Raw genomic sequence first — 12,952 nt, forward strand, 5'->3', positions numbered from 1 at the left:
CCGGAGCTACCGTGAGCGCTCGCCCGGCGGTACGACCGCACGCGGCAACCGAGGCTCCACCACCGGCCGGAACACCCTCCGCACCGGCGGAGTCGACAGCAGGAACACCGTTGCGATGACTCCGGCCGTGAGGAGGAGCTGGCCCGGTGCGCCGAGGTCCTTCAGGTGTGGGTACAGGCCCGCCGCCTCACCCGCGCGGATCAGGAGGCCGTGGAGGAGGTACGGGTACATCGTCGCGGCGCCGAGGGCCGTGAAGGCGGTGCGGCGGCGGGGGACGCAGGCGAAGAATGCCGCTACCAGGGTCGCGCTCAGCATGAAGATGCCGATGCGGATCGCCAGGTACCGGGGCCAGGACACGTCCAGGTCGGTGTGGCCCGCGTCCATGGAGAGCCAGTGCTCGTCGGGGGCCGGGAGCCATAGGTATGACGCCGCTCCCGCGCAGAGAAGAGTGAGGATCGCGCAGCGGCGGGCCGTGCGTGTGCGGAGGAGGGCGAAGTGTTCCGGGCGCAGGGTCAGGCCGAGCACGAACCAGGGCAGGAACATCAGTACGCGGGGGAGCGCCAGGTCGTAGGACATGGTCGTCAGGCCCGCGGTGAGGGAGAGTCCCGCCGCTATGGGCACCGGGCAGCGGATCGCTCGCCATACCGGGGCGCTCAGGCGCCAGAGGAACAGGGCTACCAGGAACCAGCAGAGGTACGTCGGTTCCGTGGGGGTGTACGCGAAGGGCTCGTCCCGCACCGCGCTGTTCGTCGCCGCGTACGCCAGCTCGAAGAACAGGTAGGGGAGCAGGACGCTCTCGATCAGGCGGCGTACCTGGGTGGGCGTGCCTGTGAAGCGTTGCGAGAAGTAGCCGCACAGCAGGATGAACGCCGGCATGTGGAACGTGTAGATCAAGGTGTGCACGGACTGGAGCGCGTGCGTGCCGGACACGATCTGTTCCCAGGAGTGGCCCAGGGCGACCAGCACGATCAACAAGAACTTCGCGTTGTCGAAGAACGGGTCCCGGGCGATGTCCTGGCTGCCCGGTGCGTTCTGTGTCCGGGGCGGATCCTGCGGCTTCGTCGTGCCCGGCATCCGTACGCGCATCACGCCCTCGACCTTCCCTCCGTCGGGGACCCCACCGGCTGCCAAGGAGCCAGGCGACCTCCTCCACGCGTGGCATGGGTCCAGTACAGGCGGCTGTCCAGGCCGAGCATCGTGAGGACCACGCCGCCCGACGACAGGGCGGCGCTCGACGGGGCGCCCGCGAGGAGTACGCCCGTGTGGTTCCACTGCGGACGGGTTCTCGCCCTGCCCGACGTGCCCCACGCCGTGGCGACATCGCCCGTGGCGGTCCGGGCCGCCAGCAGGACGTCACCCCGGTCGCCGGACGTGGCGCTCACGGGTCCGTAGCCGCCCGCCCCGCCCAGGTCCGTGACGGACGTCGACGTGTGGGCCGTGGACGAACGGCGTACGCGGCCCGGCCCCGAGGAGGAAGAGGAGGCGGCGGTGAGGGCGTCGGCGTGCAGGCGGGCCGAACAGACGTTGCCGGAGTTCGGGGCGCGGTAGAAGACCCGGACGCCGTCGTCGTCCCTGCGGACGGTCAGCGGCAACGTGGTGGCCGGGAGGCCGGTGGCCAGCGGGCCGCGCACCTCCGCTCCCGGCTCGTCCTGGATCCAGGCCAGGACGGTGTGCGGGGTGGCGGCGAGGACGTACGCCCGTCCGGCGCGGTCCGTCGCCGCGACCGGGTCGCTGTGGACCGCCTTGCCGCCCAGGGCGCGCCAGGGCGTCCACGTACCGTCCGGCTGCTGGGCGCGTGTCGTCAGCTGGTGGGTGCTGTCGCGCAGGAAGACCGACATCGCGCCGTCGCGGTCCACGACGACCGCGGGGGAGCTGATGTCGTTCGTGCCGATCTCGTCGGACAGCTCGGGGGTGCCGAGGGACTGCCAGGGCCCGAAGGGCTCTCCCGGGGCCGACTGGATGACGTACCCGACTTCCTTGCCGTAGCCGGCCGCCGATCCGTCGCCGAACAGGGTCCGGGTGCCGAAGACGGCTATCCGTCCGTCGGGGAGAGCGGTGGGGCGTACGCCTGTGTCGACGCCGGTCTCCGGCTGGAACACCGGGCCCTTCCAGCGGCTCGCGTTCCACTTCCCGCTGTTCCCGCCGTCGCTGCCCTTCCCGGTCTCCCCGCCCGGACGGTGCCAGTACGCGATACGTCCGTCCAGCACGGCGAAAGCCCACAGGCTGTCGTCCTTGCCCGCGAGCAGCCAGTCCGCGCCGGTGTCGCCGGCGTGGTGGATGCTGTGCGACCAGCGGGGCTTGGGGCTCGCGGCGACCTTCAGGTCACCGCAGCCCGCCGGGTCCTCGCAGGAGTCCCGGGTGGCGTCGTCGCTCCAGGAGTACGTGGCGAGAGTGCGGGCCTTCGACGCGCCGGAAGCGGGGTCCAGGGCCTGGGGGAGGCCGCCGTTGAAGTAGCCCATGTAGGTCTGCACGGTGAAGTGGGGACGCGAACCGGAGGCGGCGTACCGGGCGAGGGCCTGCTGCACGAAGCGGGCGCCGAAACGGTGGTCCTGGTGGTCGGAACACCTGAGGTTGCGGTCGAGACGGCCCGGCGTCGGGTTCTGCATCCGGACCTGCGTGGGCCGGAACCGCTTGAGGTAGCCGGTCAGGGTCTGGATGAGCTGTTCCTTCGTGTACGAGAAGTCGCGGGTGACCGGGCCGCCGTACGCCAGCTGCGAGCCGAGCGCGCCGATCCGGCCCTCCCACAGTCCGTGCAGGCTGTGCGGGCGGTCGCCGGTGATGCTGCCCGCCTCGTGCAGCAGCGTCCACACCAGCTGGATGTGGGGGTAGCCCTGCAACGTGTCGAGCTCCGCCTGCCCACCGCCCGCCGTCGCAATCACGGTGCGCCGCCAGGGGTGCCCCGGACGTCCGGTGACCATCTCCGCGTACGCGGCGCGAATGCCGTTCTGCCGCGCCTTGGCATATTTGTGCTTGTCGCGCGTCGGGCGGCGGGTCTGGCTCGCGCCCATGCCTACGCCCCTGCCCGAACCCGAAGCTGCGCCCGTGCCCGTACGCGCGCCCGCCCGCGGGCCGTTGACGCCGTTGGACTCGCCGGACGTCAGGTAGATCGTGGTCAGCGGCCTGCCGCTGCGCAGCGACTGCCCGACCTCCGGGTTGATGAAGAACAGGTCGTCGTCGGGGTGCGCGACGATCTGCACGACCGCTTCCGTGGTCTGCGGCTGCGGCCCGGACGCCGCCCACGTACCCGTCGGGGCGGCCTTGCTCAGGTCCGGTGCCTGATGCGGCACTGCGGGCGCTTCGCCACCCTCACCGTTCGAGCGGACGGCCAGGCCTATGCCGACTCCCACGGGCGTCATGGCGCCCAGCACGGTGGCCGCGAGGACGTTGCGACGGGTGGCGCGCGTGCGCGGGAGAAGGCGCTTCTCGGGGGGCATGGGTGGTCTTGCCTATCTGCGTCTGGCGTACCGGCCACTCGGCTCGTGCGCTGCCGGCGTGGACTCGTGGACTCGTGAACTCCTTGATCACTGGGGAAGATGACGCGTGGAAGTGGGGGGTTGTCCTCAGTGATCTTCCTCACGGGTGTTCCGGGGATGTCCTGGAGGTGTTCTGTGGGTGTCCTGCGCCTGTCCTCGCGGGTGGGTCTCACGTCACTCGGTGACGGGGCCCAGGTGCACTGGACCAGGACCGCGGCGCTGCCGGACGGCGCGGGTGGGAACGGTGCGGGCGAGAACGGTGGGCGGAGGCCGCCCGTCGTGTTGCTCCACGGCGGCCCCGGGCTCCCCGACTACCTCGGCGACGTCGCCGGGATGGTCGCGGACCTCGCGCCCGTGTACCGGTACGACCAGCGCGGGGCCGGGCGGTCGGTGTGGCGGGGGCGCCATGCGCTCGCCCGGCACGTCGGTGATCTCGCCGAGCTCCTCGACGCGTGGGACGCGCCGCGGGCCGTGCTCGTCGGGCACTCCTACGGCGCCGAGCTCGCCGCCCGGTTCTGTCTCGCGCACCCGGACCGGGTGGCCGCGGTGCTGCTGATGTGCGGACCGTTCCTCGGGGACTGGCGCACCGGGTACCGGGCCGAGCGGGAGCGCCGTATGACCGACGCGCAGCGGGAGCGGCTCCGCGTACTGGAGGAGTTGCCGCGCCGCAGCGAGGAGCAGGAGGTCGAGCTGCTCACCCTCGCCTGGTTCACCGACCACTCCGATGCCGGGCGCGGTCGGCAGTGGGCTGCGCGTGATGCCCGTCGTCGGCGGCCCGTCAACTGGAGGATGAACCGTGAGCTGGGCGCGGCGGGGCGTGCGGACCCCCTCGACGGGCATGTGGACGAGCTGCGCGAGCGGCTGCCCGCGCGGGCGGAACTGCTGGGCGGGTGCGACGACCCGCGGCCCTTGTCGGCGCTCGAAGACCTCGCCCGCTCCCTCGGGCTCCGGCTGACCCGGGTCGAGGGCGCCGGTCACGAACCGTGGCTGGAGCGGCCCGATGCCGTGCGGGCTTGTCTGCGGCGCTTCGTGCGGGACGCGCCTCTCGCCTGAGGTCGTTCTGTCTGATCTGACCCGGCCGTCCTGTTGCACATATATTGCAAGTGCGTAAGCCATGCAGAAAGGGCGTGCCGTGGGCAAATCAGTGGTGCTGGGCATCGAGTCGTCGTGCGACGAGACCGGTGCGGGGATCGTCCGGGACGGAGAGCTGCTCGCGCACGTGGTCGCGTCGAGCATGGACGAGCACGCGCGGTACGGCGGCGTCGTGCCCGAGATCGCCGCCCGCGCGCACCTGCACGCCTTCCGTCCCGTCGTGCGGCGGGCCCTCGACCAGGCAGGACTGCGCCTGGCGCAGATCGACGCGGTCGCCGTCACCACCGGACCCGGCCTCTCCGGCGCCCTGCAGGTGGGACTCGCGGGCGCCAGGACCCTGGCCTACTCGGCAGGGGTCCCGCTGTACGGAGTGCACCACCTGGCCGGGCACGTCGCCGCCGACACCCTGGAGCACGGCCCGCTGCCCGAACCGTGCGTCGTGCTCATCGTCTCGGGCGGACACACCTCGCTGCTCCTGGTCCGGGACCTCGTGCGCGAACCGATCCTGCACCTCGGGGACACGCTCGACGACGCGGCGGGGGAGTGCTTCGACAAGGTCGCCCGGATCCTCGGTCTGCCCTACCCGGGCGGGCCCGCGATCGACCGCGCGGCACGGGACGGGGATCCGCGGGCCGTCACGTTCCCGCGGCCGCTGACCCGGCCCGGCGACGACCCGTACGCCTTCTCCTTCTCCGGCCTCAAGACCGCCGCGGCCCGCTGGGTCGAGCGACACCGCCTGCGGGGCGAGCAGCTCTCCGTGGCCGACGGGGCCGCCGCGCTGCAGGAGGCCGTCGCCGACGTACTGACCCGCAAGGCGCTGGCGGCCTGCCGTGCGTACGACGTGCAGACGCTGGTCGTCGTCGGTGGCGTGGCGGCGAACTCCCGGGTCCGCGGGCTCGCCGAGGAGCGGTGCGCGGCCGCCGGGGTCGAGCTGCGCGTGCCGCCCATGACGTTGTGCACCGACAACGGCGCGATGATCGCCGCCGTCGGCGATCTGCTGCTCCGCTCCGGCGCCGAGCCCGCGCCGCTGAACGTGTCGATCGACCCGTCGGCACCGCTCGAATACGCCTCGCTCACCCCGCTGCCGGGCTCACCGCGCCGCGCCGCCTGACGGGCGTCGGCGTGGGTGCTGTCTCCGGGAACCGTCTGCCGTCGTACGTGAAACGCGTCTGAAGCGTCCGCGCGAAGGCCTTCGGGGGTGCGCCCCTGCACGAGGGGTGCGCACCCCCGAAGCACGGCGGGGCGTTCAGCTCGTGGACGTCAGCGGCCCGTACGCGTCCGGGCGGCGCGTCGCCAGGAACGGGAAGAGTTCCAGCCAGTCGCGGCGCGCGTCGAGGTCGAGGTCGGCGACCAGGACGGCGGGCTCGTCGCGCGGGGCCTGCGCGAGGACCCGGCCGTAGGGGTCGACGATGAATGAGCTCCCGTAGAACGTGAGGCCGTTCTCCGAGCCGATGCGGTTCGGCACCACCATGAAGGTCGCGTTGGCGATCGCGTTGCCGGTGATGACCTTCTGCCAGATCGGCTGCGTGTCGAAGCCGGGGTGGCCGGGCTCGGAGCCGATGGCGGTCGGGTAGACGAGGACGTCGGCTCCGGCGAGGGAGTAGGCGCGGGCGAGCTCGGGGAACCACTGGTCCCAGCAGGTCGGCAGGCCGAGGTTCGCGTCGTCGACCCGTACCAGCGGGAACGCGTCGTCGCCGGCCGGGCCCTGACGGAACCAGTGGTCCTCGTAGTAGCCCTCCGAGACCGGGATGTGCGTCTTGCGGGTGCGCTGGGCGAGGCTGCCGTCCGGGGCGACGAGGATCGCCGTGTTGTAGCCGAGCCCGTCGTCGTCGCCGCCCGGCGCGGGGGCCCGCTCGTAGAGCGAGGCGTGCACGTACACCCCGTACTCGCGTGCCGCCTCCGCGGCGAACGTGAACGTCGGGCCGGTGAGCAGCTCCTCGGGCGCGGCCGGTGCCGGGTGGTCGGCCTTGCGTACGACCGCGAAGTACGGCGAAAGCGTCAGCTCCTGGAGGCACACCACCCGCGCGCCCTCCGCCGCGGCGAGACGGATGCCCTCGCGCAGGGCGGCGCGGTGCTCGTCGGGGTCGCGGTGCCAGCGCTGCTGCACGGCGGCCACGCGGAGGGGGGACCGTTCGGCGGGCCGGGTCCTGGTGGGGGACGCGGGCGGGTTGTACGCGGTGATCAGACGCATGACGACTTCCAGGGGGGGGAGTGCGGGTCGGGGGCAGGGGCGCGCGGAGCGGGGTGATGTCGCAGCCGCACGCGGCCGGCGCCCGCCACGGACGGACGCCGCGAGCGGGCTGCCGGAACGTTCCGGCACGGCTGAATGTAGACCGAGCCGGAACGTTCCGGCAAGAGTCGCTCCCTGTTGATCGCGTACGTCTACACTTCGGCCACGTGAATGCCCGTACCGTCACCCTCCTCGACGTCGCCCGCGCCGCCGGGGTCTCCAAGAGCACCGCCTCCGACGCCCTGCAGGGCGCGGGCCGCGTCGCCGAGGCGACCCGCGAGCACGTCAGGGAAGTCGCCGCTCGCCTCGGCTACCGGCCGAACAGCGCCGCGCGCAGGCTCCGCCGCGCCAGCACCGGCGCCATCGGGCTGCACCTGCCCCAGACGGCGACGCGCCTCGACTACTACATGAACCTCGCCTTCGGGGCCGTCGCCCGCGCCCAGGAGGAAGGGTTCGACGTCGTCCTGCTCGCGCCCGCCACCGGCACGCACGAACCGCTCGCCTCACGCGTCGACGGTCTCCTCGTCATCGACCCCGAGATAGGCGACCCCGCCGTGCCCGGGCTCCTCGGCGCGGGCATCCCCGTGGTCACCGGTGAGCGCTACCTCGGGTCGGCCCCCGCCCCCACCGGCGCGGTCATCTGCGACAACTCCGCCTCCCTGACCGCGCTCCTTGACCACGTGCACGCCCGCGGCGCCCGCCGCCCCGCCCTCCTCGCGCCCGCCGACACCTCCGCGTGGGCGGCGGCGCTGCACAGCACGGCCGGCGCCTGGGGGCGTACGCACGACGTGCCGGTGGAGGTGCGCACAGTCTCCTTCGCCGCGACACCCCGCGAGGCGGAGGAGGCCACGCTCGCGCTGCTCGCCCAGGCGCCGGAGATCGACGCGGTGATCTGCGCCCCGGACGGGGCGGCGCCGGGCGTGCTGCACGCGGCCGCCGCCCGGGGCCGTGCCGTCGGCCGTGATTTCTCCGTGGCCGCCTGCGTGGACGGAGCCGCCGTCCGCGGTGCGGCCCCGCCCGTCACCGCCGTCGACCTGCGCCCCTCTGCGTACGGGCACGCCTGCGCGGAACTCCTCTGCGACATCCTCGCGAGCCGCACGGACCCGGCGACGGTCCGCACCCACCGGTGGGCCCTGGAGGCCCGCGCCTCCACGCTCGGCCCGGCCGGCTGACGCGAGCCGCGCCGCCCGGAATGCACCCTTACGTGAACGGCGGGACAGTGGGTACGTCGCCCGACGCGGGGCGGCGCCGAGCGAGCGAGTCGCCGAGGAGCGTGTTGACGTGGCCCAGGAAAAGAAGCTCAAAAAGGGTGACCAGGTCTCCTGGAAGAGTCATGGGCAGACCGTGCCGGGCAAGGTGAAGAAGAAGATCACGGAGCGTACGGAGGCCGCGGGGCGGAGCGTCGACGCATCCAAGGACGAGCCCCAGTACGAAGTCACCAGCGACAAGTCCGGCCGCAACGCCGTCCACAAGCCAGGGGCCCTGCGCAAGAGGGGCGGCGGCTCTTGAGCGGCGACGGCGGTGGCGACCTTCGGAAACAGCGTGACGACACCTACAAGGAGTTCAAGGACGCCGTCAACATGACGCCTCGCGCGCTCAAGGACTGGCTGGCCACCGACAAATCGAAGAGCGTGGGGCAGTCGGACGGCGGCGGCGAGAGCGTCGGGCACGCGTCCGGGCGCCGCATCATCGAGCTGCTGGAGAAGAAGAAGACCGATCTCACGGACAGCGACATCGCACACATGCGTAAGGTCGTGGGGTACGTGCACCGCCATCTGAAGCAGCGGCCCAGCGGCGACGTCACGGAGACACGGTGGAGGTACTCCCTCATGAACTGGGGGCACGACCCGGTGGCGTAGGCGGTCGCAGAGGTGCGGAGCGAGCAGGGAAAACCATGAGTGCCGGTTCCGGAGAGCCCGAGCAGCAGGCCCTTTTCGGGTGGTCGGAGACCCTCCCCGAGGGCGCCGCACCCGCACCGGTTCGCCGCACCCCCTTCCGCGACACCCCCGAAGCCAGCCGCATGCTCGACGTGCGCGAGGTCTACGCCGAGCCCGCCGCCCTCGACTCCCCGCGCGGTCAGCAGATCATGAGCCGGCTCTCGCCGGACGTGCGGGTGACCGAGGTCGACGGGCACTGGCGCATCCCCTCCCTGCACGGCAACGACGGCAACATCGGCCGGTGGGTCCGGATCAAGAACGAGACGCTCGTCCTCGGCGTCAAGCACAAGCTCGCGACCCGCCCCAACGGCCGCTCCGCCGACTGGATCGCCCCCGGCCCCTCCAACGGGTGCGCGATGGCCTGCGCCTACTGCTACGTCCCCCGCCGCAAGGGCTTCGCCAACCCCATCACGCTGTTCACCAACATCGAGGCGATCGTCGCGCACGTCCGGCGCCACGTGCGGGCCCAGGGGCCGAAGACCGAGCCCAACCAGTGCGACCCGCGGGCGTGGGTCTACGACATCGGCGAGAACGGGGACTGTTCCGTCGACGCCCTGGTCAGCGACAACACGGCCGACCTCGTCGCCGCGTTCCGCTCCATGCCGACCGCCAAGGCGTCCTTCGCGACCAAGTTCGTCAACCCCGACCTGCTCGCGCTCGACCCCCAGGGGCGTACGCGGGTGCGGTTCTCCGTCATGCCTCCCGGCGACGCGCGGCTCCTCGACATCCGCACCAGCCCGGTCGCCGACCGGATCGCCGCGGCCGCCGACTTCCTCGACGCGGGGTACGAGGTCCACTTCAACCTCTCGCCCGTCGTGCTGCGCCCCGGATGGCAGCGGGACTGGGCCGAGCTGCTCGTCCACCTCGACGACGTCCTGCCCGCCCGCGTGAAGGAGCAGGCGGCCGCGGAGATCATCATGCTCACCCACAACGCGGGGCTCCACGAGGTCAACCTGGGCTGGCACCCCAAGGCCGAGGAGCTCCTCTGGCAGCCGGACGCGCAGGAGACCAAGCGGTCGCAGAACGGCGCCCTCAACGTCCGCTACTCCCAGGACATCAAGCGGCAGGCCCTCGCGCGCCTCCACCAGCTCCTGGCGGAGCACGCGCCGTGGCTGCGCGTCCGGTATGCCTTCTGACGATCCCCGGGGGCGAGGAGGATCGTTACTTCTTTCACGTACGGGTGATATGGGGCGTATCGGTACGGAGGGCTGGGGAGTCACCGGTCGGCTCGCGTTGCACGTCGAGCCGGAGACAACTCAGCTCACAGGAAAGAGAGTTCACATGCGCCGCTCCGCCGCCGTCATCCTCGGTGCCGTCATGCTGCTGGGGGTCCTCGCGGTGCCCGCCAGTGCCGTGCCGGATCCCCTCGCAACCGTCGACTGCCTGACCCAGGCGACCGGTGACGTCACGGGTCTCATCGACCCGGCGAGCCCCGGCGTTCCCACGGAGGTGCCGGGCGCGGCGTGCCTCGCTCCGTGACGGTCTGAAGGGGGAGGGGCGGGGCGGTCCGCACGGGCCGCCCCCGGCCCCCTCCGGCTCAACGCTTGCTCGTCGCACGGCGCTTCAGGTGCTCAGCCGCCCCAGCGGTATCCGTCGCCGAAGAGGAGGGTGTGCTCCAGCACGTCCTCCATCGGGTCGTCGATCTGGCCGGTGTTGATCAGCGCGACCACGGGCGCGTTGTGCGAGTTCTCGTGCGTCTCGTCGGCGTGTGCCGTGCCCGGGCACAGGACGGCCGGCGCGGCGGCCGCGGCGGCGACCAGAGTCCAGCGGGACATTTTCTGCACCCAATTGCCGTTCACTGCGGCCTCCTTGGAGCGTGCGCGTACGGGCCGTCGGTCACGGCCCGCTCACCGGATGTAACCCGGGCACACTCAAGAAGTCACCGATCGTCACCGACGATCATACGAACGGGTTGTCGCCGCCCATCGCCCGAATGACCCAATCCCCTTAATCCGTAAGGCTTCTGTATGTTCCGATACGCCCTGGCTCTCGCTCTCGTCGCCCTCGCCGCTGGTATGGGACCGGCCCCGGCGGTCACCGGACCCGCGAATCCGGGGCCGCTGCCCCTGCCGCTCCCCGTCGCCGACACCGTCGTCAACGAAGGGGTCTCGGTCGAGGGGCCACTGATCAACAACATCGGCCTGCCACCCGTACTGGGACGGTGAATCAGGCGCGGAGCTCCGGCGGGAAGCCGGTCCAGCGCAGATCTTCGGGCAGGTGGCCCATGTCGTTGTAGAGCACCAGCGCTGCGGGGCGGCCCGGCGCGTAACGGATGACCGTCAAGGCCGCGTTGCAGTGGTTCAGGCCGAGCCAGTGTGCCGGCGGAGCTTCGAGTGCGGCGCGGACCAGCCAGGCGGTCAGGAAGTTGTGGGTGACGAGGAGTTCGTGGCGGGGGGTGCCGCCGGGGACGGGGCCGGTGAAGCGGGACAGTGCCTCGGCGGCGAGTGCGGGGCCGTTCTCGCGTTCCGCGTCGGGGAATCGGGCCAGGCGCTCCAGGGTCGCGTCGGCCGTCTCCGGGGGCAGTTCCTCCTTGTGCGGAATGTAGGGGAGGTAGTCGCCGGCAGGGGCCGAGCGGATCAGCGGGACGTCGCCGTCCAGTGCGTCGGATATCAGGGTCGCGGTCTGTTCCGCCCGGGGGAGCGGGCCGTGGTGGACCGCCGCGAACGGGATGTCGCGGAGCCGCTCGCCGAGCAGGGCGGCCTGTCTGCGGCCTCCCGGCGTGAGGCCGCTCTCGTCGGGCGTGGCCTCGCCGTGCCGGGTGAGGTAGAGGTAACGGGCGGACGTCACGTCGGCGGCAGCCGTACCGGCGGTGGGAGTGATCATGAGGGCCGGGACGCCTCCGCGTTCCGTGCCGGTTCCACCCGCCCCGAACAGACCCCACGAAACCGTACGTAAGGTGGCGGGACACCACAGAAGAGGAGCGTGACATGTCCGCCGCCGAACGGAAGCCTTCCGCCCTGCTGGGCCTCGACGCCATCAGGGACGATCTCGCCGCCCTCTACCGCGACCTGCACGCCCACCCCGAACTGTCCTTCGCCGAGCACCGCACCGCCGCCGAGGTCGCCCGCCGTGCGGAGTCGTACGGCTACGAGGTCACGACCGGCGTCGGGCGTACCGGCGTGGTCGCCGTCCTGGAGAACGGCACGGGGCCGACCGTCCTGCTGCGCGCCGACTTCGACGGGCTGCCCGTGACCGAGCGCACCGGCCTGCCGTACGCGTCCGTGCATGACGGGGTGATGCACGCGTGCGGGCACGACATGCACGTCACCTGCCTGCTGGGCGCGCTGAAGCTGCTCGCGGACGCCCGCGCCGACTGGTCGGGCCGGATCGTCGGCGTCTTCCAGCCCGCGGAGGAGGTCGCGAAGGGCGCGCAGGCGATGGTCCGGGACGGTTTCTACGCGCGGTTCGGCGTCCCGGACGTCGTGCTCGGGCAGCACGTCGGGCCGCTGCCCGCCGGGATGATCGGTGCGCACCCCGGTCCCGCCTTCGCGGCGACCGACTCCCTGCGCGTGCGGATGTTCGGCAAGGGGGCGCACGGTTCGCGGCCCGAGTCGTCGATCGATCCCGTGGTGATGGCCGCCGCGACCGTGATGCGGCTGCAGACGGTCGTGTCCCGGGAGATCTCGGGCGCCGAGACGGCCGTGGTGACCGTCGGCTCGCTCCAGGCGGGCACCAAGGACAACATCATTCCCGACGAGGCCGAGCTGAAGATCAACATCCGGTCGTACACGCCCGAGGTCCGTGCGAAGGTCCTCGCAGCCGTCGAGCGCATCGTCAAGGGCGAGGCGGTCACGGCGGGCGCGGAGCGCGAGCCCGAGATCACGGAGATCGACACGTTCCCCGTGCTCGACAACGACGCCGACGCCGTGGCGAGGACGATGGCGGCCGTCGGCGCGGTGATCGGGGAGGACCGGGTCTTCGACCCCGGGCCGGTCACCGGCAGCGAGGACGTCGGGTACTTCGCGACCTCCGCCGACCGCGAAGTGCCCCTCTGCTACTGGCTGTTCGGCGGCGCCGACCCCGCGGAGGTCGCGGCGGCACAGAAGGCGGGGACCTTCGAACGGGACATCCCGTCCAACCACTCGCCGTTCTTCGCGCCGCTGATCGAGCCGACCCTCACCACCGGGGTCACCGCGCTGACCGTGGGCGCGCTGGCATGGCTGGGCGGCCGGCCGCCGCAGTGACGGCCGGCCGCAACAGGCCGACAGGGGGCTGGAGGT

14 protein-coding genes are annotated in these 12,952 nt (G+C 72.2%); 9 read left to right on the forward strand and 5 right to left on the reverse strand.

Annotated elements, in window-relative coordinates; genetic code table 11:
- Positions 1 to 6: 6 nt before the first annotated feature.
- Both DEJ47_RS29175 and DEJ47_RS29180 read right to left on the reverse strand, forming a co-directional pair.
- Positions 7 to 1,131, reverse strand: coding sequence for an acyltransferase family protein (locus tag DEJ47_RS29175; protein WP_150173194.1), 1,125 nt, complete (start codon positions 1,129 to 1,131; stop codon positions 7 to 9).
- Positions 1,086 to 3,434: a PIG-L family deacetylase gene (locus DEJ47_RS29180; protein WP_150173196.1), complete on the reverse strand. Its 2,349-nt coding sequence runs from the start codon at positions 3,432 to 3,434 to the stop codon at positions 1,086 to 1,088. The genes DEJ47_RS29175 and DEJ47_RS29180 overlap by 46 nt, the downstream gene beginning before the upstream one ends.
- Before the next feature lie 174 nt (positions 3,435 to 3,608).
- Between DEJ47_RS29180 and DEJ47_RS29185 the strand changes: the two genes are divergently transcribed.
- The gene (locus DEJ47_RS29185; protein ID WP_223828539.1) at positions 3,609 to 4,526 is read left to right on the forward strand and encodes an alpha/beta fold hydrolase; all 918 of its coding nucleotides are present in this window, start codon (positions 3,609 to 3,611) and stop codon (positions 4,524 to 4,526) included.
- Positions 4,527 to 4,587: 61 nt separating this feature from the next.
- Positions 4,588 to 5,676 carry a tRNA (adenosine(37)-N6)-threonylcarbamoyltransferase complex transferase subunit TsaD gene (tsaD, locus tag DEJ47_RS29190; protein WP_150173201.1) on the forward strand — a complete coding sequence of 363 codons (1,089 nt, stop codon included), beginning with the start codon at positions 4,588 to 4,590 and terminating at the stop codon, positions 5,674 to 5,676.
- Positions 5,677 to 5,811: 135 nt separating this feature from the next.
- On the opposite strand, the gene DEJ47_RS29195 is transcribed toward tsaD, so the two are convergent.
- On the reverse strand, positions 5,812 to 6,756 hold the full coding sequence (locus tag DEJ47_RS29195; RefSeq protein ID WP_150173203.1) for a carbon-nitrogen hydrolase: 945 nt from the start codon (positions 6,754 to 6,756) through the stop codon (positions 5,812 to 5,814).
- A 206-nt stretch (positions 6,757 to 6,962) separates the two neighbouring features.
- On the opposite strand from DEJ47_RS29195, the gene DEJ47_RS29200 reads away from it, so the two are divergent.
- The 5 genes from DEJ47_RS29200 to DEJ47_RS29220 all read left to right on the forward strand — a co-directional run bounded on the left by DEJ47_RS29200 (position 6,963) and on the right by DEJ47_RS29220 (position 10,211).
- Positions 6,963 to 7,967: a LacI family DNA-binding transcriptional regulator gene (locus tag DEJ47_RS29200; RefSeq protein ID WP_150173205.1), complete on the forward strand. Its 1,005-nt coding sequence runs from the start codon at positions 6,963 to 6,965 to the stop codon at positions 7,965 to 7,967.
- Positions 7,968 to 8,076: 109 nt separating this feature from the next.
- On the forward strand, positions 8,077 to 8,304 hold the full coding sequence (locus DEJ47_RS29205; protein WP_150173207.1) for a DUF2945 domain-containing protein: 228 nt from the start codon (positions 8,077 to 8,079) through the stop codon (positions 8,302 to 8,304).
- Positions 8,301 to 8,654, forward strand: coding sequence for a DUF3140 domain-containing protein (locus DEJ47_RS29210; RefSeq protein WP_150173209.1), 354 nt, complete (start codon positions 8,301 to 8,303; stop codon positions 8,652 to 8,654). The genes DEJ47_RS29205 and DEJ47_RS29210 overlap by 4 nt, the downstream gene beginning before the upstream one ends.
- 35 nt (positions 8,655 to 8,689) lie before the next feature.
- A complete protein-coding gene (locus DEJ47_RS29215; RefSeq protein ID WP_150173211.1) occupies positions 8,690 to 9,868 on the forward strand; it encodes a spore photoproduct lyase family protein in 1,179 nt (392 codons plus the stop codon).
- 145 nt (positions 9,869 to 10,013) lie between these two features.
- Positions 10,014 to 10,211, forward strand: coding sequence for a hypothetical protein (locus tag DEJ47_RS29220; protein ID WP_150173213.1), 198 nt, complete (start codon positions 10,014 to 10,016; stop codon positions 10,209 to 10,211).
- Positions 10,212 to 10,303: 92 nt separating this feature from the next.
- Here DEJ47_RS29220 and DEJ47_RS29225 read toward each other — a convergent pair whose 3' ends face one another.
- Positions 10,304 to 10,507, reverse strand: a complete 204-nt coding sequence (locus DEJ47_RS29225; RefSeq protein ID WP_150173215.1) for a hypothetical protein — start codon at positions 10,505 to 10,507, stop codon at positions 10,304 to 10,306.
- A 192-nt stretch (positions 10,508 to 10,699) separates the two neighbouring features.
- Between DEJ47_RS29225 and DEJ47_RS29230 the strand changes: the two genes are divergently transcribed.
- Positions 10,700 to 10,897 (forward strand): hypothetical protein, encoded by a 198-nt coding sequence (locus DEJ47_RS29230; protein ID WP_150173217.1) that lies wholly within the window; start codon positions 10,700 to 10,702, stop codon positions 10,895 to 10,897.
- Position 10,898: 1 nt separating this feature from the next.
- On the opposite strand, the gene DEJ47_RS29235 is transcribed toward DEJ47_RS29230, so the two are convergent.
- The gene (locus DEJ47_RS29235) at positions 10,899 to 11,555 is read right to left on the reverse strand and encodes a histidine phosphatase family protein (protein WP_150173219.1); all 657 of its coding nucleotides are present in this window, start codon (positions 11,553 to 11,555) and stop codon (positions 10,899 to 10,901) included.
- A gap of 104 nt (positions 11,556 to 11,659) precedes the next feature.
- On the opposite strand from DEJ47_RS29235, the gene DEJ47_RS29240 reads away from it, so the two are divergent.
- Positions 11,660 to 12,916 carry an amidohydrolase gene (locus DEJ47_RS29240; RefSeq protein ID WP_150173222.1) on the forward strand — a complete coding sequence of 419 codons (1,257 nt, stop codon included), beginning with the start codon at positions 11,660 to 11,662 and terminating at the stop codon, positions 12,914 to 12,916.
- Positions 12,917 to 12,952 lie beyond the last annotated feature (36 nt).

Origin of the sequence: Streptomyces venezuelae (assembly GCF_008642355.1) — a bacterium.
In the GTDB taxonomy this organism is placed as follows: domain Bacteria; phylum Actinomycetota; class Actinomycetes; order Streptomycetales; family Streptomycetaceae; genus Streptomyces; species Streptomyces venezuelae_B.

Bases quoted from the DNA above. Each gene is read 5' to 3' on its own strand.
- DEJ47_RS29180 (WP_150173196.1), bottom strand. From the start codon at position 3,434: ATGCCCCCCGAGAAGCGCCTTCTCCCGCGCACGCGCGCCACCCGTCGC.
- tsaD (WP_150173201.1), top strand. From the start codon at position 4,588: ATGCAGAAAGGGCGTGCCGTGGGCAAATCAGTGGTGCTGGGCATCGAG.
- DEJ47_RS29195 (WP_150173203.1), bottom strand. From the start codon at position 6,756: ATGCGTCTGATCACCGCGTACAACCCGCCCGCGTCCCCCACCAGGACC.
- DEJ47_RS29215 (WP_150173211.1), top strand. From the start codon at position 8,690: ATGAGTGCCGGTTCCGGAGAGCCCGAGCAGCAGGCCCTTTTCGGGTGG.
- DEJ47_RS29220 (WP_150173213.1), top strand. From the start codon at position 10,014: ATGCGCCGCTCCGCCGCCGTCATCCTCGGTGCCGTCATGCTGCTGGGG.
- DEJ47_RS29225 (WP_150173215.1), bottom strand. From the start codon at position 10,507: ATGTCCCGCTGGACTCTGGTCGCCGCCGCGGCCGCCGCGCCGGCCGTC.
- DEJ47_RS29230 (WP_150173217.1), top strand. From the start codon at position 10,700: ATGTTCCGATACGCCCTGGCTCTCGCTCTCGTCGCCCTCGCCGCTGGT.
- DEJ47_RS29235 (WP_150173219.1), bottom strand. From the start codon at position 11,555: ATGATCACTCCCACCGCCGGTACGGCTGCCGCCGACGTGACGTCCGCC.
- DEJ47_RS29240 (WP_150173222.1), top strand. From the start codon at position 11,660: ATGTCCGCCGCCGAACGGAAGCCTTCCGCCCTGCTGGGCCTCGACGCC.